This window comes from Bradyrhizobium sp. ISRA436 (genome assembly GCF_029910015.1).
GTDB lineage: Bacteria > Pseudomonadota > Alphaproteobacteria > Rhizobiales > Xanthobacteraceae > Bradyrhizobium.
In genome coordinates this window covers 367,848-384,938 of the sequence record NZ_CP094519.1, presented here as the reverse complement: position 1 = coordinate 384,938, position 17,091 = coordinate 367,848, and the positions used below count along the sequence as shown (strand labels likewise).

The following is a 17,091-nucleotide window of genomic DNA, read 5'->3' as shown; positions in this document are numbered from 1 at the left end:
CGCTTTGCAACGTCGGCGACGTCGGAGCTTACGCGCGCAGCGTAACGCTGCCGGACGCTTTCGCCTGCTCGCGCGTCGCCGCGCTCAAGCCGCCCATCACTGAATTTCACACTGAGTTTCCCTTGGAGCTGACGCTCATGTCCAAACCGACCACGCTGTACGACAAGATCTGGAACGACCATCTGGTCCACGAAGCCGAGGACGGCACCTGCCTCATCTATATCGACCGCCATCTGGTGCACGAAGTGACCTCGCCGCAGGCGTTCGAAGGCCTGCGCGTCTCCGGCCGCAAGGTGCATGCGCCCGAGAAGACGCTCGCCGTTGTCGACCACAACGTGCCGACCACCGATCGCACCAAGCCCAATCCCGACCCCGAGAGCATCGAGCAGATCAAGGCGCTCGCCGAGAACGCCAGGGACTTCGGCATCGAATATTACAACGAGTTCGACAAGCGTCAGGGCATCGTCCACGTCATCGGCCCGGAGCAGGGCTTCACGCTGCCCGGCACCACCATCGTCTGCGGTGACAGCCACACCTCGACGCATGGCGCGTTCGGCGCGCTCGCGCACGGCATCGGCACCTCCGAGGTCGAGCATGTGCTGGCGACGCAGACGCTGATCCAGAAGAAGGCGAAGAACATGCGCGCGATCGTCGACGGCAAATTGCCGGATGGCGTCACCGGCAAGGACATCATCCTCGCGATCATCGGCGAGATCGGCACCGCCGGCGGCACCGGCTACGTGCTGGAATATGCCGGCGAGGCGATCCGTGCGCTGAGCATGGAAGGCCGCATGACGGTCTGCAACATGTCGATCGAAGGCGGCGCGCGCGCCGGCCTGGTCGCGCCGGACCAGAAGGCGTTCGACTTCCTGCGCGGCCGCCCGAAGGCGCCGCAGGGCGCGGCCTGGGACGCCGCGATGCGCTATTGGGAGACGCTGCGCTCCGACGAGGGCGCGCATTTCGACCACGAGATCCGGCTCGACGCGGCCAAGCTGCCGCCGATCGTCACCTGGGGCACGAGCCCTGAGGACGTGATCTCGGTGACCGGCTACGTGCCCGATCCCGACAAGATCGAGGACGAGGCCAAGCGCATCTCCAAGCACCGCGCACTGAAATATATGGGCCTGACGGCGGGCACGAAGATCACCGACATCAAGCTCGACCGCGTCTTCATCGGCTCCTGCACCAACGGCCGCATCGAAGACCTGCGTGCCGCGGCCAAGATCGCCGAGGGCAAGACCGTCAACGCCAATGTCAACGCGATGATCGTGCCGGGCTCGGGCATCGTGAAGGAGCAGGCGGAAGCCGAGGGCCTCGACAAGATCTTCATCAAGGCCGGCTTCGAATGGCGTGAACCGGGCTGCTCGATGTGCCTCGCGATGAACCCGGACAAGCTGAAGCCGGAGGAGCGCTGCGCCTCGACCTCGAACCGCAACTTCGAGGGGCGCCAGGGCTTCAAGGGCCGCACCCATCTGGTGTCGCCTGCGATGGCCGCCGCCGCCGCGATCGCCGGACACTTCGTCGACGTCCGCGACTGGCGCTAAACGCCGGCGTTTCGCTACGGCTCTTGCTTCAAGCTCGAGCCGTTTCAGAAACGGCTCGTTAACGCACCTTACGCACACTGGCTCCTCGCGAAGATCAGCTTCGCGAGGAGCCGGACGTGGCGGAAAAACGCGAATTCGTCGATATGATCAGCGAGGCGACGCGGCAGAAGCGCCGCCGCGCCGCGCCGCGCATCATCGATCCGTTGCCTGAGGTGAAGCAGACCTCACGTCTCAGCCACTGGCCGCCGGAGCGCTGGACGCAGTGGCGGATGGAAAACCTGACGCCGTGGAAGATCAAGTCCTGGAAGTTGAAGGACTGGGACTAAGCGCGGATCGCATGACTTAACAAGACAGGCGCCGTTTGGCGCCCGCTGTCATTTCAACCCTCACCAATAGCCGTAGGGCCGCCAATAGTGACGGCGATGCCACCACCACGGCCGGCAGATCCGGCGCGGCCCGTAATAGGTCCAGATCACCCGGCAACGGCGGTGATGATAGTAGTAGGACGGACCATAGAAGAAACGCCGGTGATGGAAGTGCCGGCGATAGTAAGGCCGGTAGCCGTAGCGATAACCGCCACCGTAAAAGCGGTGGTAGCCGCCATAGTGGCGATGGAAGCCGCCATAGCGATAGCCGCCATGGAACGCCGGCGCGGCACGAAAGCCGCCGCCGTGAAAGCCGCGGAAGCCACCACCGTGGAAACCGCCTCCATGGAAACCACCGCCGCGGAAACCACCGCCATGAACACCTCCGCCGCCATGGAAGCCGCCATGCCGAACTTGAGTCGTCATTCCGCCTGCTGCAGACTTCGCCGCAGGCGATGTGCCTGGGCTCGCCGGTGACAGCGCTTCGGCGCGCTGCTGCGAAGCGATCGACAACGCGAAGATCGCGGCCGCTGCGACACCGAGATGGCGCACCAATCCGCGCCGCAAATATCCCTCCCTCATCTCTGGACCTCCCTGACAACAGCAATTAGAACCGCGCCGCATCGCAGCCGGTCTCATTGCGTTCGTTGCAGTCGCTCCCGCCGTGACGCTAGAAATGCCCAAGTGAATGCGCCATGAACGCGCGTGCGACGAAAAGTCCGAGAGGAGCTGCAAAGCAGGCGTGCAGGCTATCGTGCTGCTGGTCAAAGGCTTCACGCCCTGATCCGATTCACTGACTTTCTTTCAGTCTTCGCCGAACGATCTTGATCAGCAGGAGCAGTTCCGATCGAGCGGAACTGCTCCTGCCTTCCGTCTCCTGCTACGCACGCAGCAATAGCGCCTGCATCACCAGAACGGGCCGAATCCGAAGCCGAAGGTGAACGGCGCCGGCGCAGCATACGGATAGGGCCGATAGTAGTAGGGCCGTCCGTAGTAATAAGGATACGGCCGGTAGTAGGGTCGGTAGTACGGCCGGTCATAATAGGGCCGGTAGCCGTGAAAGTGGTGACGATGGTAGCGGCGATGATGGCGTTGTGCGCTGAGGTCCGTCGCTTTGCCCGCACCCTGTTGTTGCGCGGCCGGTTGCGACTTGGCTGGCGCGGCGGCAGCCGCCGATGCCGGCGCGTGAAGCGCGAGCACGCCTGCGACAACGGCAACACCGATCCATCTCATCATGATCAACTCCTGCAGATTTCGATGAACATCATCTGGGTCGCTCGAATCTGCCGGTTTCATGGCTAAGAACGATAACAGGCCCGCTGCTCACGGGCCTGTGTCTCATCTGCGCTGAAACGCCGCGCGATCAGCGGCGCCAGTGGCGACCGTGCCAGCCACGGTGATACCAGCCACGGTGATGTCCACGATACCACCCACGATGCCATCCGCGCCCGCGCCAGTGCACTTGTGTGGTCATCTGGTTCGAGTCGTCCTGAACCGTTGCGGCCGCACCTGGCGTCGCGAGCGTGAGCGCTTGCGCGCGCTCAGTCGGTGCCGCCAAAACCAGCACGGCACCGACGGCCGCGAGCCCCAGAACGTTCGTCACCTTCATGAGTTGTTGTCTCCTCGATTCCTGGATGTCACGTCTTGCAACGGCGATGCGTTGATGGAGTTGACAGGCTCATCAAGCCCCGTTGCCGCGACGCAGATCGCAAGCAGAGTTTGGATGACGTGAATGGAGAATGAATGACTGCGCCACGATCATGAATGCCGCGGCCCCGAGGCGGGTTCCTTGCGGACACATGATTTTTCGCATCATCGTGCGAGCCGGTATCCGGCTCGCACCAAGACGCGTTAGCCTGGCCGCCAGAAGCAGTTCATGCGCGGCGTGATCACGGTGCCGCTCGGCCGATATTCCTGCACATAGGTCGCGGTACACTCGCGCACGGCGTTCGGACCGGGATTGTAGCGTGGAATGACATCCGGTTCCCAATGCTCGGGCCGGTAGATCGGTACGCGCCGCAGCCGGCGACGCCCGACGACAACTGTGCTGCCCGCCGCAGGCGGCGCCGCCTGGGCCACGCGCACATCGGCCTGAGCGGTCTGCGCTTGCGCCGCCGCTCCCGGAAGCCAAATCCCGACTGATGTCGCCAACAGCGCTGTCGCCACGATCCGTTTCATCACGCCACCCCGTTATTGGGCCGCACGGTCTCCCATTGGGCCGCCAAGGTCAACTGCGCTGGCGCCGCCGGCCGCACTCGCGCTAAAGGAGTGTCATGTGGACCACAGCCAAAGCCCCCTCGCTCGCCGAAATGGAGGCGATGGCGCACGAGATTTTCGAGCGCCTGCCGAACACGTTCCGGACCCTCTGCGAGGGCCTGATCATCCGTGTCGACGATTTCCCGACGGATGAAGTGCTCGACGAGTTGCAAGTGGAGAGCGAATTCGACCTGCTCGGCCTTTTTCAAGGGGTCGGCCTGCCGCAGCAGAGCTTTGGCGACGTGGCCCGGCTGCCTAACCTGATCTGGCTCTACCGCCGGCCGATCCTGGACTACTGGGCGGAGCATGACGAGACCCTCGGCCATATCGTCCGCCACGTGCTGGTCCATGAAATCGGCCACCATTTCGGCCTGTCGGACGCCGATATGGAGGCGATTGAGTCGGAAGCGGGCTAAGGTTTGTACTCAATCAGATGTATAATTTTACGTGGAGATATGATTCAAGCTCTGCATTTGCGGGGCTTGGATCATGGCGGGCGAGTTTTGGTTGAATGATCGGCAGTGGGCAGCAATCGAGCCCTTGCTGCCGCAAAATCAGCCCGGCGCTCGTCGAGTCGATGATCGCCGCGTGATCAGTGGCATCATCCATGTGTTGAAGTCCGGCTGCCGCTGGCGCGATTGCCCGGCAGTGTTCGGCCCTTACACGACCGTCTACAATCGCTGGAACCGCTGGTCGCGGCGCGAGGTCTGGCGCAATCTGTTCGAAGCACTTCGGGGCCTGTCGCCCGATGACGACTTCCAGGCCATCGATTCCACGACCGCCAAGGCGCACCGTGCGGCGGCCGGTGGAAAAGGGGGGCGGAGGCTCAGGCCATCGGTCGTTCCCGCGGTGGCAGGACCACCAAGATCCACGCCGTCTGCGACAGTCTCGGACGCGCCATCGCGCTCGAAGTAACGCCAGGTCAGCGTGGTGACATCCGCGCGGCGCTGCCCCTGCTCAGCTCTCTGCCACCACCGCGTTGCTGTGCGGCCGACACGGCCTATGACGCGAACGAACTGCGGCAATTCCTCATCGAACGGGGAACAACCCCGGTCATCCCAAACAATCCCACCCGAAAACGCTTCCATCCGTTCGACCGCGCCGCATACAAGCGGCGCAACCTCGTCGAGCGCATGTTTTGCAGGCTCAAGGACTGGCGGCGCATTGCAACCCGCTATGACAAGCTCGCCAGAAACTTCCTCTCGGCCGTCAATCTTGCTGCCGCTATCATTTGGTGGACCTGATTGAGTCCGGACCTTAGTCCTGCAGAAATGGCCCTTTTACCGCTGTCACATTCGCGATACACATCCCGCCCGTATCCCTCATTTTTGACCGGGAAGTGCATCGATGGACAAGTTCACCACGCTGGAAGGCGTTGCGGCGCCGCTGAAGATCATCAATGTCGACACCGACATGATCATTCCGAAGCAGTACCTCAAGACCATCAAGCGCACCGGCCTTGGCAAGGGGCTTTTCTCCGAGCAGCGCTACAAGGACGACGGCAGCGAAAACCCTGATTTCGTCCTCAACCAGCCGGCCTATCGCAACGCCAAGGTGCTGGTCGCCGGCGACAATTTCGGCTGCGGCTCGAGCCGCGAACACGCGCCATGGGCGCTGCTCGACTTCGGTATTCGCTGTGTGATCTCGACCTCGTTCGGCGACATTTTCTACAACAACTGCTTCAAGAACGGCATCCTGCCGATCCGCGTGTCGCAGGAGGACCTCGACAAGCTGTTCGACGATGCCGAGCGCGGCGCCAATGCGACCCTGACCATCGACCTTCCCAACCAGGAGATCCGCGGTCCCGACGGCGGCAAGGTGAAGTTCGAGATCGATCCGTTCCGCAAGCACTGCCTGATCAACGGCCTCGACGACATCGGGTTGACGATGGAGAAGAAGAGCTCGATCGACGCCTACGAGTCCAAGCTCAAGGAGCGCGCCTGGGCTTGAGGCGCGGCCTTTTCATCATGCCCCCCGGTGCCTGTCGGCGCCGGGGTTTTTCTTTGCCGGTTTGTCTTCAACGCAAAACTGCTTATAGCTGCCGCACATGTTGCCTGACGTCGTCACCTTCTGGCACGGCCCGATGGATGCGTTGCGCCAGACCTGCCTGCGCTCGCAGCTGGCGGCCGGGCACAAGGTCACCGTCTACAGCTTCGATCCGATTCCCGGCCTGCCCGACGGCATCGGCAACGCCGAAGCCGAGGCGGTGCTGCCGCATGCGTTCGCCGAGAAGCTGCGCCCGCCGCAGCCCGACGGTTCATGGCGCGACTGGACCATCCTGCAATTCAGCGACTTCTTCCGCATGCGGCTGATGACACAGCGCGCCGGCCTCTGGCTGGACGCCGATGTGCTGTTGCTGAGACCCGTCGAGCTCGATTCTGCAAAGCCGTATTTTGCCTGGGAACGCCCGCGGCAGATCGGCAATTCCGTGCTGTATTTCCCGCCGGACGATCCGATCGTGCGCGCATTCGAAGCGCTGATGGCACAGGACGAACTCACGCCGGACTGGCTGGCGCTGCGCCACCGCCTGACCTTTGCGATGCACCGGCTGATCGGCAAATCGAACCGCGTCTCCGATATTCGCATTGCGATCTACGGCCCGGCTGCGCTCACCGCGCTGGTGCGCCGCGAGAACGAATTGCAGCATGCGCTGCCGAAGCGATCGTTCTACGCCGTCCACGCCCAGCCGAGGCTGTTCTTCGAGCCGATGGATTTTTCCAAGTACCTGAACGATCCGGAGATCATTGGCCTGCATATCTCGGGAAAGGGACGCGCCAAGCAGCCCCCGCGTCCGGGCAGCCTGTACGCCTGGGCGACGGAGAGGTTTGCGGACTGACCGCAAGCGCGGCCTTACCCTCTCCCCCTTACAAGGCAGGGCAATCGCACATGCCGCTTATGCCGCGCGTTCGACGCCTGTGGTTTGGTTGGTCTACCCACAAACTCGTCGTGCCCGGGCCCGGCGATGTCATATGCGATTGCCCTGCCTTACAAGGGGAGAAGGGAAGGTCGCCGACCTGCTAATGCCCCATCGCGGTGATCGCGTCCGCGATCGCGATGGTGCGCCTGGCCATCTCGGCGTGCAGGCGCTCGACCATGCGGCCGTCGAGCTGGATCGCTCCGCGCGACGCATTCTCCGGCTTCTCGAAAGCCGCGATGATCTTGCGTGCCTCGGCGACCTCGGCCTCGGGCGGCGTGAAGATGGCATTGCAGGCGTCGATGTGGCTCGGATGGATCAGCGTCTTGCCGTCGAAGCCGAGATCGCGCCCCTGCGCGCACTCCTCGGCAAAGCCGTCGATGTTGCCGATGTCGCTGTAGGGCCCGTCGAGGATTTCCAGGCCGTGGGCGCGGGTCGCCAGGATGCAATGCGTGATCATCGGGATCATGGCCGCGCGGCCCGGCTTCATCCGGATCCGGGTCTCGCGCGCGATGTCATTGGGTCCGAATACGAAGCCCGCGAGCCTGACCCCGGAATCCTTCGACGCCGCGGCGAGCTTGTCGGCGTCGAGCACCGCGCGTGCGGTCTCGATCATGGCCCAGACCCGGATCGGGGCCGGGGCATTGGCGTCGCTGAGGCGATCGGCGACGGCGTTGAGATCGTCGACCGTGGAGATCTTGGGAACCAGGATGCCGTCCGGCTGCGCCTTGCCGGCCATGCCGATGTCGTCGACCCACCAGGGCGTGTCGAGCGCGTTGATGCGGATCAGCACCTCGCGCTTGCCGAACCCCTTGGCGGCGACCGCCTTGGCGATCTGCTCGCGGGCCACGGCCTTGGCGTCCGGCGCAACCGAATCCTCCAGATCGAGGATAATGCCGTCCGCCGGCAGCGTGCGAGCCTTCTCCAGCGCCCGCGCATTCGATCCGGGCATGAACAACAGGCTGCGGCGCGGGCGGGTCATCGGCATCTCCTGACGGCTTTGGCTCGGCACTACTGTCTGGGCATTGCGCGGCCGCGTAGCTGGAACCCCTGCCGTACCATTTCGGGCTCCCAACCGAAAGTCTTGTTCCGGTCACCTCCATGTGGTTAGGCAGAGGGCATGAAGCTCTTTCCGAAGCAGTTGATCGACGGCTACCGGACCTTCGCGACCCAGCGGTTGCCGACTGAGCAGTCGCGATACCGGGAGCTATCGGAACGCGGCCAGTTTCCCGAGACTATGGTGATCGGCTGCTGCGACTCTCGCGTCTCGCCGGAGGTGATCTTCGATGCCGGACCCGGCGAGTTGTTCGTGGTCCGGAACATCGCCAACCTGGTTCCAGTTTATCAGCCCGACAGCAACGCCCACGGCGTCTCGGCTGCGCTGGAATATGCCGTGACCGTGCTGAGGGTGAAGCATATCGTGGTGCTGGGCCATGCGCAGTGCGGCGGCATCCGCGCCTTCGTCGACAAGATCAAGCCGCTCACGCCTGGCGACTTCATCGGCAAATGGATGCAGATGTTCATCAAGCCGGGCGAAGTGGTCGAGCAACGCGACCATGAAAGCATGCAGGACTTCGTCGTCCGCATCGAGAAGGCCGCGGTGTTCCGCTCGCTGGAGAACCTGATGACCTTCCCGTTCGTCCGCGACCGGGTGGAGAGCGGCGAGATGCAGCTGCACGGCGCCTATTTCGGCGTCGCCGAGGGCTCGCTGTTCGTGCTCGACCGGGTCGCGAAGGAATTCATCAGCGTGCACGACGCGCTGGAGCGGGGCGAATAGCGAATGGCGAGCAGCGAATAGCGCAGACGTCCATTCGCTGCTCCCTATTCGCCAGTTACGCCGCCTTCTTCTTCGCGGTGATCAGCTTGCGGTTGATCAGGACTTCCGCGATCTGCACGGCGTTGAGCGCCGCACCCTTGCGCAGATTGTCCGAGACGCACCAGAACGACAGGCCGTTCTCGACGGTCGCGTCCTCGCGGATGCGGCTGATATAGGTCGCATCTTCGCCCGCGGCCTCATAGGGCGTCACGTAGCCGCCCGGCTCCTGCTTGTCGATCACGAGGCAGCCCGGCGCGTTGCGCAGGATGTTGCGCGCCTCGTCCGGTGTAATCGGATTGGCGAACTCGACATTGACGGCTTCGGAGTGGCCGACGAAGACCGGAACGCGCACGCAAGTCGCGGTCAGCTTGATCTTGGGATCAAGGATCTTCTTGGTCTCCGCCATCATCTTCCACTCTTCCTTGGTGTAGCCGTCTTCCATGAAGACGTCGATGTGAGGGATGACGTTGAAGGCGATGCGCTTCGGAAACTTGTTATTGATCAGCTCGTCGTTGGTGTAGACGGCCTTGGTCTGCGAGAACAGTTCGTCCATCGCATCCTTGCCGGCACCGGACACCGATTGATAGGTCGAAACCACGACGCGCGTGATAGTGGCCTTGTCGTGCAGCGGCTTCAGCGCAACGACGAGCTGTGCGGTCGAGCAGTTCGGGTTGGCAATGATGTGCTTCTTGGTAAAGCCGGCCGCGGCGTCCGCATTCACCTCGGGCACGACCAGCGGCACGTCCGGGTCCATGCGCCAGGCCGAGGAATTGTCGATCACGACCGTGCCGGCGGCGCCGATCTTCGGCGACCATTCCTTGGAGACCGAACCGCCGGCCGACATCAGGCAGATATCGACGTCGGAGAAATCATAGTGCTCGAGGGCTTTGACCTTCAGGGTGCGGTCGCCATAGGAGACCTCGACGCCGACACTGCGGCGTGACGCCAGCGCGACGACCTCGTCGGCAGGGAATTTGCGCTCGTCGAGAATGTTGAGCATTTCCCGCCCGACATTGCCGGTCGCACCGACCACCGCGACTTTGTAACCCATCGTTCACTCTCCGACGAAAAATGCCCGTTCCCACGCTACATGCGGAAAGGGAAGAGGCAGCGCTTCTATGCGAGAAGATATTTCGCGTTGAAACCACTACGGTTTTCGAATTTGTACCCACGGCTGTACCCACGGGAATTTCGAGCGCCGCGGTGATCCAGCCTGATCTATCCTAACCGGGTTGACCGTGAAAGCCATAAGGCCTAGGCCAACGGCGTCGTGAGGACGAAAGCGCCCCTTCGTGGGGAAAAACGTGGTCGCCTCGGGCAACGGGATACAGCCACCATGGCCCCGTGGAGTGCCGTTAAGCCGGCCATCACGATACTACCATGTCTGAGCCTCTGTCCCTGTCCCCGCAAGGGGCCGCCGAATATCTCTCCCTAAGCAAGCCAACCATCTATCGCCTGTTAGCCGCCGGTACCCTGACGGGCAAGCGCCACGGAACGCGCACGTTGATCGACGGCAAATCAGTCCGCGCATTCTACGCCAGCTTGCCGGACTACGCGGCCGGCAACTCGATCCCCAACGCGCCGCAGTCCCTGCCGACCCGCCGCAGGAAAGGCCCTAGAAGCCGTTAGGGACTCCGCTTTGAGTAGCCCATGGCTCCGAAGCACTGTCAACCGCCGATCTCGGGAGGCGACCGCAAGGCGCTCGGGAAGGAATTGCGCCGGGCTCGCGCCATGACAACCATCCTCGTCGAACGCGCAGCGGAGAAGCGTGCAGCCGGCGAGGCGCTGATCCGGGAAGCCGACTGCCTCGATTGCCAAAGCTGGAATGAGCGCCATTTGAGCAGCCGGCACTCGCGCCGGACCTCTTGCGTTGGTAACGAATAGCCGGCTCGACGAAGACCGACTTTACAATGTTCTCTTTTTGTTCTATGGTGTACCCATGACCGCTCCCTACACTGAGATCGAATGGACGGACGCGACGTGGAACCCGACAACCGGCTGCACGAAGATCAGTCCTGGCTGTCAGAACTGTTACGCGGAGCGGATTGCTGAGCGCTTTCGAGGCGTCCCGGATCACCCATATGAGCACGGCTTCGATTTGACACTCCGGCCGGAGCGGCTGTCCCAGCCGTTCGGATGGAAGTCGTCGAAGATGATCTTCGTGAATTCGATGAGCGACCTATTCCATAAGGCCGTCCCGGAGAGCTTCGTCGATCGGATTTTTGATGTCATGGAGAAGGCCGATTGGCACGTTTTCCAAATCCTGACGAAGCGCAGTTCTCGATTGCAGCGGTACATAAACCGTCGCTACGGCGAGGCGGGGGCACCCTCGCATATTTGGCTGGGCGTATCGATCGAAGATGGACAAAGGCTCTCGCGGCTCAAGCATCTCCGGGCGACCAATGCGCCAATCAAATTTCTTTCGCTTGAACCATTGATCGGCCGAATTGGGCACCTCGACCTTGACGGCATTGCTTGGGTGATCGCAGGCGGCGAGAGCGGTCCAAAGCATCGGCCCATCGAACCTCACTGGGTGAGGGAAATCCGGGATCAATGCCACGCGAGCGGCACAGCCTTTTTCTTCAAGCAATGGGGCGGCCGGAACCCGAAGTCTGGCGGTCGGCAACTAGATGGTGTAGAGTGGAGCCAATACCCCAAACTACCTTTTAAGAACCCACTCAATCCTCGGAAATCCGCGCGCAATCCCATCAATGGCGACCACAGAAACGCTATGGAAGCTTGACCCGCACACCGTTGGGAAGCACCTCGTGCTTCGCGCCTACTTGGATGCGTGGCTTCCCATCATGAGTTCGGCAAACAGCCGCGTCCTGTTCATAGACGGATTTGCAGGCCCCGGCGAATACGCCGGGGGCGAAGAAGGGTCGCCCCAAATCGCAATGAGGGCTCTCGTTGATCACTCAGCGAGCATTAAGGCTGAGGTCGCTTACTTCTTTATCGAGAAGGAAGCCGATCGGGCGAAACATCTAGAGACAGTCGTTGAGGGGTGGAAGCCGAAGGTGCCGGCATCGACCTCAGTCGCGGTCATCACCGGGGCCTTTGACGACACGATGACCAGCATCTTCGATTATCTCGACGACAAGAATTCGAAGTTAGCGCCTGCGTTTGTCATGGTCGATCCGTTCGGCGTTAAGGGAACGCCGATGTCGGTCGTAAAACGACTGCTGCAAAATCCACGGTGCGAAATCTACTTCTCCCTCATGTATGAATTCCTCAACCGGTTTAAGGCTTCTGCCGAGTTTGAGCCTCACCTTGACGAGCTATTTGGCTGCTCCGACTGGAGGGACCTGATCAACATCGCTGATACGGAAGAGCGCCGAATGGCTCTCTACGACTTGTATGAAAGGCAGCTTCGCGCGGCCGGTGCCAAGCAAGTCATCCACTTCGACATCTTCGACGGCAATAGGCTGAAATACAGCATCTTCTTCGCCTCGCAGCACGAACTCGGCGCAGACCGAATGAAGCAAGCGATTTGGAAGGCTGCACCCCAAGGTGACTTTGCATTCCACGGATCGCAAACTCCGCAGCTTGAACTCGTCGCATCACCAAACTTCGGGCCTCTTATGGATCAGTTGAGCGCGGAGTTCGCTGATGGGAATTGGCACGGCATTTCTGAGATCGTTAGCTTCGTAAAATCTGACAAGACGGACTATCACTCCGGTCAGGTGAAAACCAAGACGTTGAAGCCGATGGAGGTCGCGGGCCGGCTGGAGGTGAAACCTGGCACTCGCACAAAGGCAGGCACATATCCAGACGGCTGCATGATCAAGTTTAAGCCGCTATCGAAGAGCGCCTGACGCCAAACGGCGACGTACCACTAGGAGCACCATCATGCCCGCCGCAGAAATCACGGCTGCCATTACCAGTATCCGAGCCGCGTATGATTTCACGAAGGGCATGGTTGCTGTTCGCGACAGCGACCTGCTAGCAAAGCAAGCCCGCGAACTGAATGCGATGATGCTTGACGTGCTCGATAAGAGCATCGCTGCGAGGCAATCGTATATTGAGCAGACCGACGAATTGCAGGCGCTCAAGGCCGAGCTTGCGGCATCGAAGAACTGGGATCGCGAGAGGGAAAGATACGAGCTTAAATCTGTAGGCTCGGGAGCAATGGTCTACATGTTGAAGCCCGAGGCCCGAGCCAGCGAGCCGCCTTATTGGCTCTGCCCCAATTGCTTCGCTCAAGGCAAGAAATCGTTTCCTCAATCGACGCATCAAATGCATCTGCGGCAACTGATATACAATTGCGTTGAGTGCAAGGGCACGTTCAGTGCCAACAAAGACCCCAACAAGTGGTTAGATGGCGACGCTGGGGATCACGAGTAACTAACCGTTTCTTCATCGATCGCGGCGACACTGCGCACGGGCAGCGTATCCAGCCTAAAGCCGCCGCACCGATCTCAACCCGGTAGCGGCGGCTTTTCGTTGATCAGGCGAGCTTGTCGGTGCGCATGTAGTCGTCATAGCCGCAAAAGCCGAAGACCCGGACTAGCCAACCCTCCGCCATCATGGTCTCCGAGAGCGACATGCAATCGACGCGGAGATCGCCCCACGGATCATCGCGGGGATCATCGATCCGCATTGACTTCGGACAGTTGTCTTTGGCCCATGCATCCATGTCGCGCCAATCGAGCCAAGAGCCCGGCGGAAGCGCGATCACGTGTCGGCGAAATGCCGCGTCGGTTCGCTTGCCCATGATCAATGCTTCGTGGTGCCGGCGTGTTGCTCTTCGGATCGCCGCACATTCGCCAATCCCTTCACGGCCGCGCGGAAGGTACACTCGGCATTGATCAAATCGTCAAGCGCTTCGTCGCGTGCAATCTCAGCAGCCTCAAGCTCGGGCGTATATTTGCGGTTGGCCTTGATAGCGGCTTCGCACACAAGCAAGTGAGCATCGAAGAATGCGCCGATCGCACATTGTTTAGCGTCGTCAGCAAGATCGACCGCGCGCCGGCCGGGCTCTGTCTTGGTCGTCATAGGGGATTGCTCCGGTAGTTCTTACGGACGCCCCGCTCTGCGGGGTCCGAGGTGGACAACTAATTCCGAACGACCGGGAGATGGCATGCGCCAGCGGCCGTTGCAACCATGTAAGGAAGCCATCTATTCGGTGATGGTAAATTCTGTCGGGGACAGGATCAGTGAACGGAAAAGCCGCCGCTACCGGGTTGAGATCGGTGCGGCGGCTCGTTTACGTTCGGGCGTGATACGCAACCCGGCGCAGAGTGTCGCTGCACCCGGTGAACAAACCGTTAGGCCCGTCGCACTGCATAGACCGGAATGGTTGGGTTGACCCAATGCGGACCGATCGTCCATTCGTCGAGTAGATAAGCGGTCGCGGAAGAGCCCGGGTCTTCCAATGTCAGGGTCTGCCCTAGTTCTTTGCCGAAGATCGCGAGGGCTTCGCGGCGATCTTGCGCCGGGGTCGATAGCGTTCGGTTGTTCTCGATTTGAAGGTTGAAATACATGATGCGTTGCACCCAATCTAACGACGCCATGTAATGCGGAGATCGCGGCAAACATATGTCCGCGCTGGACGCGGCCGAGAATTCGGCTAGGCTCTCAACCCGGGCGGGAGGAGGCGTAGCGTGCGAGAGCTTGGACGCATCATAGTGGAGGAGCGGTCAGTGCTGATCCGCCTGCGACGCGTGGAGGCATGGCGCAGGGTGCGGCTCCAGCGACTGCTAGCTGATCCGCACCGCGAGCATGAACAAGCCATCCGTGCGGGCCGCCGCTATCTCGAAGTCAGCACCCGACGCATGGCTATAGAGCGTGGCGTTATCTAACAAATGGCCCTACCTCTCTTCATTCGAAAATTCTTAGCCCCTGTCGAGGTGAAGCTCGTGCTCTCGGCTCTTTCAATGGAGGCGCAACTATTCAGGGACGACCGAAAGCTAGGCGGAGGGATCGCGACTGACATTGTCATGCCGAAGGTCGTCAGCGACGTGCTGACTTGGTCAAAGAGCATTGAAAAGGACATCCAAGACGGCAAGCCGCCGCGCGTCTTAGCGTTGTTTCTGACGATGAACGTGGTGCGGGATTATCTCGCCTCAGGCAGGTTTCATATCTATCGCGGCAGGCTCTCGATGCAGGGCGCCGCACTCAAAGGCATGAATGCTTACTGCCTCAACGAACTTACGAAGCTCGGTCAGATGACGACGGAGGAGCAGAGAGCCGCGTTGCAAGCGACCAACAGCGATATCGCAGCGGTTGGTTAGTCACACAAGCATGCCGCGCCCATGGCCGTTGAGCGCGGGATTATCTAAGGTCGTTTGGATCGGCGCATTGGGGAACTGAAATGTTGACGATTTGGGATTTTCTCGCTCTTGCATTCATTGCGTTGGCGGCGGTAGCAGCCATCACGCATGCCATCGGCGAGGCCGCTAGGAAGCTCACGGTTAAACCGAAGGATGTCAGCTTTGACGTGATGACGGCCCGCGTGGCCGCGACAGGTTGGCACTTCGCCTTAGAGGGAGAGCGTTATCGCATTTGGCACGCAAACGATTTCGCCGACCTCAAACGTGAGATCGTAACCAGCACGGCCCATAATGACGTTGCGCTTTGGCTGCATGCAATCGGCTGCCTTGGTCGTGACGAAATGTTCGCCGATTGCAAGCCACGTTACGTTCCGGTGGATATGCACGACGATTTTAGCAAGCCCGTGGATCGCGTGGAGTTCAGAGCCACCTCGTTGCATCTCTGGTACTCTCGCAACGGCAAGATAGATTCGTATAACATACGCCAAGTCGTCACCGACACATTGATGCGCGGTGAGGTGAACCATCCTACATATTACGCGCTGCTTTCGTTGGCCCGTGCCTTCGTCTCCGGCCGCGCGGTTAGCGAAGCTGAGTTAGCCGAAATGCTTGCCGCTCTCGCCCCTGAGGAGCTGAAAGCCGCGGCGGATGGTTAGCTCTCTGAGAGAAGTTCTTCCAACGTTTGTGGCTTGCTGGCCTTGATCAAGGCTGCACGAGGGAGGGACTTCGACTTCACGTCATCCCTCACTGACCATGCGCACGTGATCCCGTCTTGGTCGATGGAGATAACAGTCATGATATGGCCGCCGCTGCGCAGCGACACAGTATCACCGATCTTCAACGGCTCGCTTTCGACCTGCATATTCATTTCGCTTCTCGATCCATGTGGTTCGCTGGGCCTTGTGCTCAAGTCCGTTGAGGTCTAGTGGCGCGGCATGTTTGACGTGATTGGATCGGTCTTCTCATCGAACAGTGCGAGCACTCCGCCGGCATCTAGGCCAAGGTCGCGCAACTGCGCTGCGTTGAGCTGTTGATTGATCACCGCGGCTTCTCCGTCGCAGGCTCTTATCGCCGCGGCTATGGCTTCCGCTGGGTCGATCAATGCGACCGCGTAGACGACGTGTCCGATACTGTTATCGGCCTTGATGATTCCGACCGTCACTATCCAGCCGGCTGCTATCTGATCCATGGAAGCCATCTGAGCCCAGCCGGCGCCCCGTGGCAACGTCTTACATGGTCGGTGGCTCCGGCCCGTGATCCTGCGGAGCGGGTCCTCATCTAGGGAAGATATTTCTCCGGCTTAAAGCCATGTGCGGCGAGCCCGTCTTGCGCGGCGCGGAGGTCTCTTCGTCTCTTTGTCTTTTCCCATAGTATCGCGCCGCCCCACACCGGAGCCGTCATCGCGCCAATGACCAACGCGGGCAGCACCAACGGTGCGAGCGTTTTTGCGATCCCGATGCTACCGCCGACATACTTTATCGCGCGCTCGGCTTTTGAGTCGCGCGGGTGAATATCCAAAAGCTGTTCGAAGCCTTCGCGCCACCAAGTCGTCACTGTCGCCTCCAAGCTTCGACCGTGCGCACAAACACATTGAGGCTCGCGGAAGGTGAACGCTAAAGTTGTTCTCAATTCGTCCAGCCTTTTTCCGAAATTTCGTCGGATTCTATATTTTTTCACAATCCGGACTTCTCCGTCAGCGAGCGAGCGGACGCTAGGGCGCATAGCCCATTTCGCAATACCCGAAATACAGGGTCCTACCCCATAGCAGTTTCCAGCGGGCCGGACGCGGGGAGGCTCAGAGATGCCCAGCCGGGTCGCGCGCCTATGCGCCCGGCCCAAGGCCCTGTTAACCACGCGGAGCGATCGAATGCTGATAATCAGAAGAGATTGTTAGCATACAAACGATCGTAGATTCCATAACACC

The 17,091-nt window shown here is 60.9% G+C and carries 25 protein-coding genes and 1 pseudogene; 14 read left to right on the top strand and 12 right to left on the bottom strand.

All coding sequences use genetic code 11. The annotated features are described in order from the left end of the window. The first annotated feature begins 137 nt into the window (after window positions 1-137). Together leuC and MTX23_RS01875 are read left to right on the top strand one after the other, a co-directional pair. Window positions 138-1,544: a 3-isopropylmalate dehydratase large subunit gene (gene leuC, locus MTX23_RS01880; protein ID WP_280974957.1), complete on the top strand. Its 1,407-nt coding sequence runs from the start codon at window positions 138-140 to the stop codon at window positions 1,542-1,544. Between the two features lie 116 nt (window positions 1,545-1,660). Beyond that, window positions 1,661-1,870 (top strand): hypothetical protein, encoded by a 210-nt coding sequence (locus tag MTX23_RS01875; protein ID WP_280974956.1) that lies wholly within the window; start codon window positions 1,661-1,663, stop codon window positions 1,868-1,870. A 60-nt stretch (window positions 1,871-1,930) separates the two neighbouring features. Here MTX23_RS01875 and MTX23_RS01870 read toward each other — a convergent pair whose 3' ends face one another. From MTX23_RS01870 to MTX23_RS01855, 4 genes are all read right to left on the bottom strand, one after another. Next, the gene (locus MTX23_RS01870) at window positions 1,931-2,491 is read right to left on the bottom strand and encodes a hypothetical protein (protein WP_280974955.1); all 561 of its coding nucleotides are present in this window, start codon (window positions 2,489-2,491) and stop codon (window positions 1,931-1,933) included. A gap of 324 nt (window positions 2,492-2,815) precedes the next feature. Continuing rightward, complete coding sequence (locus MTX23_RS01865) at window positions 2,816-3,145, bottom strand: hypothetical protein (protein WP_280974954.1); 330 nt, start codon at window positions 3,143-3,145, stop codon at window positions 2,816-2,818. Window positions 3,146-3,272: 127 nt separating this feature from the next. Further along, complete coding sequence (locus MTX23_RS01860; RefSeq protein ID WP_280974953.1) at window positions 3,273-3,518, bottom strand: hypothetical protein; 246 nt, start codon at window positions 3,516-3,518, stop codon at window positions 3,273-3,275. A gap of 242 nt (window positions 3,519-3,760) precedes the next feature. Next, window positions 3,761-4,087 (bottom strand): hypothetical protein, encoded by a 327-nt coding sequence (locus tag MTX23_RS01855; protein ID WP_280974952.1) that lies wholly within the window; start codon window positions 4,085-4,087, stop codon window positions 3,761-3,763. A 95-nt stretch (window positions 4,088-4,182) separates the two neighbouring features. Between MTX23_RS01855 and MTX23_RS01850 the strand changes: the two genes are divergently transcribed. From MTX23_RS01850 to MTX23_RS01835, 4 genes are all read left to right on the top strand, one after another. Then, entirely contained in the window at window positions 4,183-4,581 is a 399-nt protein-coding gene (locus MTX23_RS01850) for a metallopeptidase family protein (protein ID WP_280974951.1), read from the top strand. Between the two features lie 73 nt (window positions 4,582-4,654). Next, window positions 4,655-5,409 (top strand): IS5 family transposase gene (locus MTX23_RS01845; protein WP_280972604.1). Its coding sequence is split into 2 segments (ribosomal slippage): window positions 4,655-4,988 and window positions 4,988-5,409, totalling 756 coding nucleotides; the frame shifts between segments, so codons are not numbered across the junction. A gap of 103 nt (window positions 5,410-5,512) precedes the next feature. Next, the gene (leuD, locus tag MTX23_RS01840) at window positions 5,513-6,115 is read left to right on the top strand and encodes a 3-isopropylmalate dehydratase small subunit (RefSeq protein WP_280974950.1); all 603 of its coding nucleotides are present in this window, start codon (window positions 5,513-5,515) and stop codon (window positions 6,113-6,115) included. 97 nt (window positions 6,116-6,212) lie between these two features. Continuing rightward, on the top strand, window positions 6,213-7,001 hold the full coding sequence (locus MTX23_RS01835; RefSeq protein WP_280974949.1) for a hypothetical protein: 789 nt from the start codon (window positions 6,213-6,215) through the stop codon (window positions 6,999-7,001). A gap of 181 nt (window positions 7,002-7,182) precedes the next feature. On the opposite strand, the gene MTX23_RS01830 is transcribed toward MTX23_RS01835, so the two are convergent. Then, window positions 7,183-8,061: a CoA ester lyase gene (locus tag MTX23_RS01830; RefSeq protein WP_280974948.1), complete on the bottom strand. Its 879-nt coding sequence runs from the start codon at window positions 8,059-8,061 to the stop codon at window positions 7,183-7,185. A 138-nt stretch (window positions 8,062-8,199) separates the two neighbouring features. On the opposite strand from MTX23_RS01830, the gene MTX23_RS01825 reads away from it, so the two are divergent. Next, on the top strand, window positions 8,200-8,856 hold the full coding sequence (locus tag MTX23_RS01825; RefSeq protein ID WP_280974947.1) for a carbonic anhydrase: 657 nt from the start codon (window positions 8,200-8,202) through the stop codon (window positions 8,854-8,856). 55 nt (window positions 8,857-8,911) lie between these two features. Here MTX23_RS01825 and MTX23_RS01820 read toward each other — a convergent pair whose 3' ends face one another. Continuing rightward, a complete protein-coding gene (locus MTX23_RS01820; RefSeq protein ID WP_280974946.1) occupies window positions 8,912-9,946 on the bottom strand; it encodes an aspartate-semialdehyde dehydrogenase in 1,035 nt (344 codons plus the stop codon). Window positions 9,947-10,275: 329 nt separating this feature from the next. On the opposite strand from MTX23_RS01820, the gene MTX23_RS01815 reads away from it, so the two are divergent. The 5 genes and pseudogenes from MTX23_RS01815 (at window position 10,276) to MTX23_RS01795 (ending at window position 13,239) form a co-directional block, all read left to right on the top strand. Then, on the top strand, window positions 10,276-10,524 hold the full coding sequence (locus MTX23_RS01815; RefSeq protein WP_280974945.1) for a helix-turn-helix domain-containing protein: 249 nt from the start codon (window positions 10,276-10,278) through the stop codon (window positions 10,522-10,524). Window positions 10,525-10,545: 21 nt separating this feature from the next. Then, a pseudogene (locus MTX23_RS01810) lies at window positions 10,546-10,728 on the top strand (hypothetical protein); the annotation flags it as partial. A 106-nt stretch (window positions 10,729-10,834) separates the two neighbouring features. Further along, window positions 10,835-11,638, top strand: coding sequence for a phage Gp37/Gp68 family protein (locus MTX23_RS01805; RefSeq protein ID WP_280974944.1), 804 nt, complete (start codon window positions 10,835-10,837; stop codon window positions 11,636-11,638). Continuing rightward, entirely contained in the window at window positions 11,607-12,710 is a 1,104-nt protein-coding gene (locus MTX23_RS01800) for a three-Cys-motif partner protein TcmP (protein WP_280974943.1), read from the top strand. The genes MTX23_RS01805 and MTX23_RS01800 overlap by 32 nt, the downstream gene beginning before the upstream one ends. Window positions 12,711-12,744: 34 nt before the next feature. Then, complete coding sequence (locus tag MTX23_RS01795) at window positions 12,745-13,239, top strand: hypothetical protein (RefSeq protein ID WP_280974942.1); 495 nt, start codon at window positions 12,745-12,747, stop codon at window positions 13,237-13,239. Between the two features lie 103 nt (window positions 13,240-13,342). Here MTX23_RS01795 and MTX23_RS01790 read toward each other — a convergent pair whose 3' ends face one another. From MTX23_RS01790 to MTX23_RS01780, 3 genes are all read right to left on the bottom strand, one after another. Beyond that, window positions 13,343-13,609, bottom strand: a complete 267-nt coding sequence (locus MTX23_RS01790; protein ID WP_280974941.1) for a hypothetical protein — start codon at window positions 13,607-13,609, stop codon at window positions 13,343-13,345. Window positions 13,610-13,611: 2 nt separating this feature from the next. Beyond that, window positions 13,612-13,890 (bottom strand): hypothetical protein, encoded by a 279-nt coding sequence (locus MTX23_RS01785; RefSeq protein WP_280974940.1) that lies wholly within the window; start codon window positions 13,888-13,890, stop codon window positions 13,612-13,614. A 272-nt stretch (window positions 13,891-14,162) separates the two neighbouring features. After that, on the bottom strand, window positions 14,163-14,378 hold the full coding sequence (locus MTX23_RS01780) for a hypothetical protein (protein ID WP_280974939.1): 216 nt from the start codon (window positions 14,376-14,378) through the stop codon (window positions 14,163-14,165). Window positions 14,379-14,834: 456 nt separating this feature from the next. On the opposite strand from MTX23_RS01780, the gene MTX23_RS01775 reads away from it, so the two are divergent. After that, window positions 14,835-15,128: a hypothetical protein gene (locus MTX23_RS01775; RefSeq protein ID WP_280974938.1), complete on the top strand. Its 294-nt coding sequence runs from the start codon at window positions 14,835-14,837 to the stop codon at window positions 15,126-15,128. A gap of 80 nt (window positions 15,129-15,208) precedes the next feature. Beyond that, the gene (locus MTX23_RS01770) at window positions 15,209-15,823 is read left to right on the top strand and encodes a hypothetical protein (protein ID WP_280974937.1); all 615 of its coding nucleotides are present in this window, start codon (window positions 15,209-15,211) and stop codon (window positions 15,821-15,823) included. On the opposite strand, the gene MTX23_RS01765 is transcribed toward MTX23_RS01770, so the two are convergent. The 3 genes from MTX23_RS01765 to MTX23_RS01755 form a co-directional block, all read right to left on the bottom strand. After that, window positions 15,820-16,035, bottom strand: a complete 216-nt coding sequence (locus MTX23_RS01765; protein ID WP_280974936.1) for a hypothetical protein — start codon at window positions 16,033-16,035, stop codon at window positions 15,820-15,822. The genes MTX23_RS01770 and MTX23_RS01765 overlap by 4 nt on opposite strands. Window positions 16,036-16,089: 54 nt before the next feature. Then, on the bottom strand, window positions 16,090-16,365 hold the full coding sequence (locus MTX23_RS01760) for a hypothetical protein (protein ID WP_280974935.1): 276 nt from the start codon (window positions 16,363-16,365) through the stop codon (window positions 16,090-16,092). Between the two features lie 80 nt (window positions 16,366-16,445). Continuing rightward, entirely contained in the window at window positions 16,446-16,721 is a 276-nt protein-coding gene (locus MTX23_RS01755) for a hypothetical protein (RefSeq protein WP_280974934.1), read from the bottom strand. Window positions 16,722-17,091 lie beyond the last annotated feature (370 nt).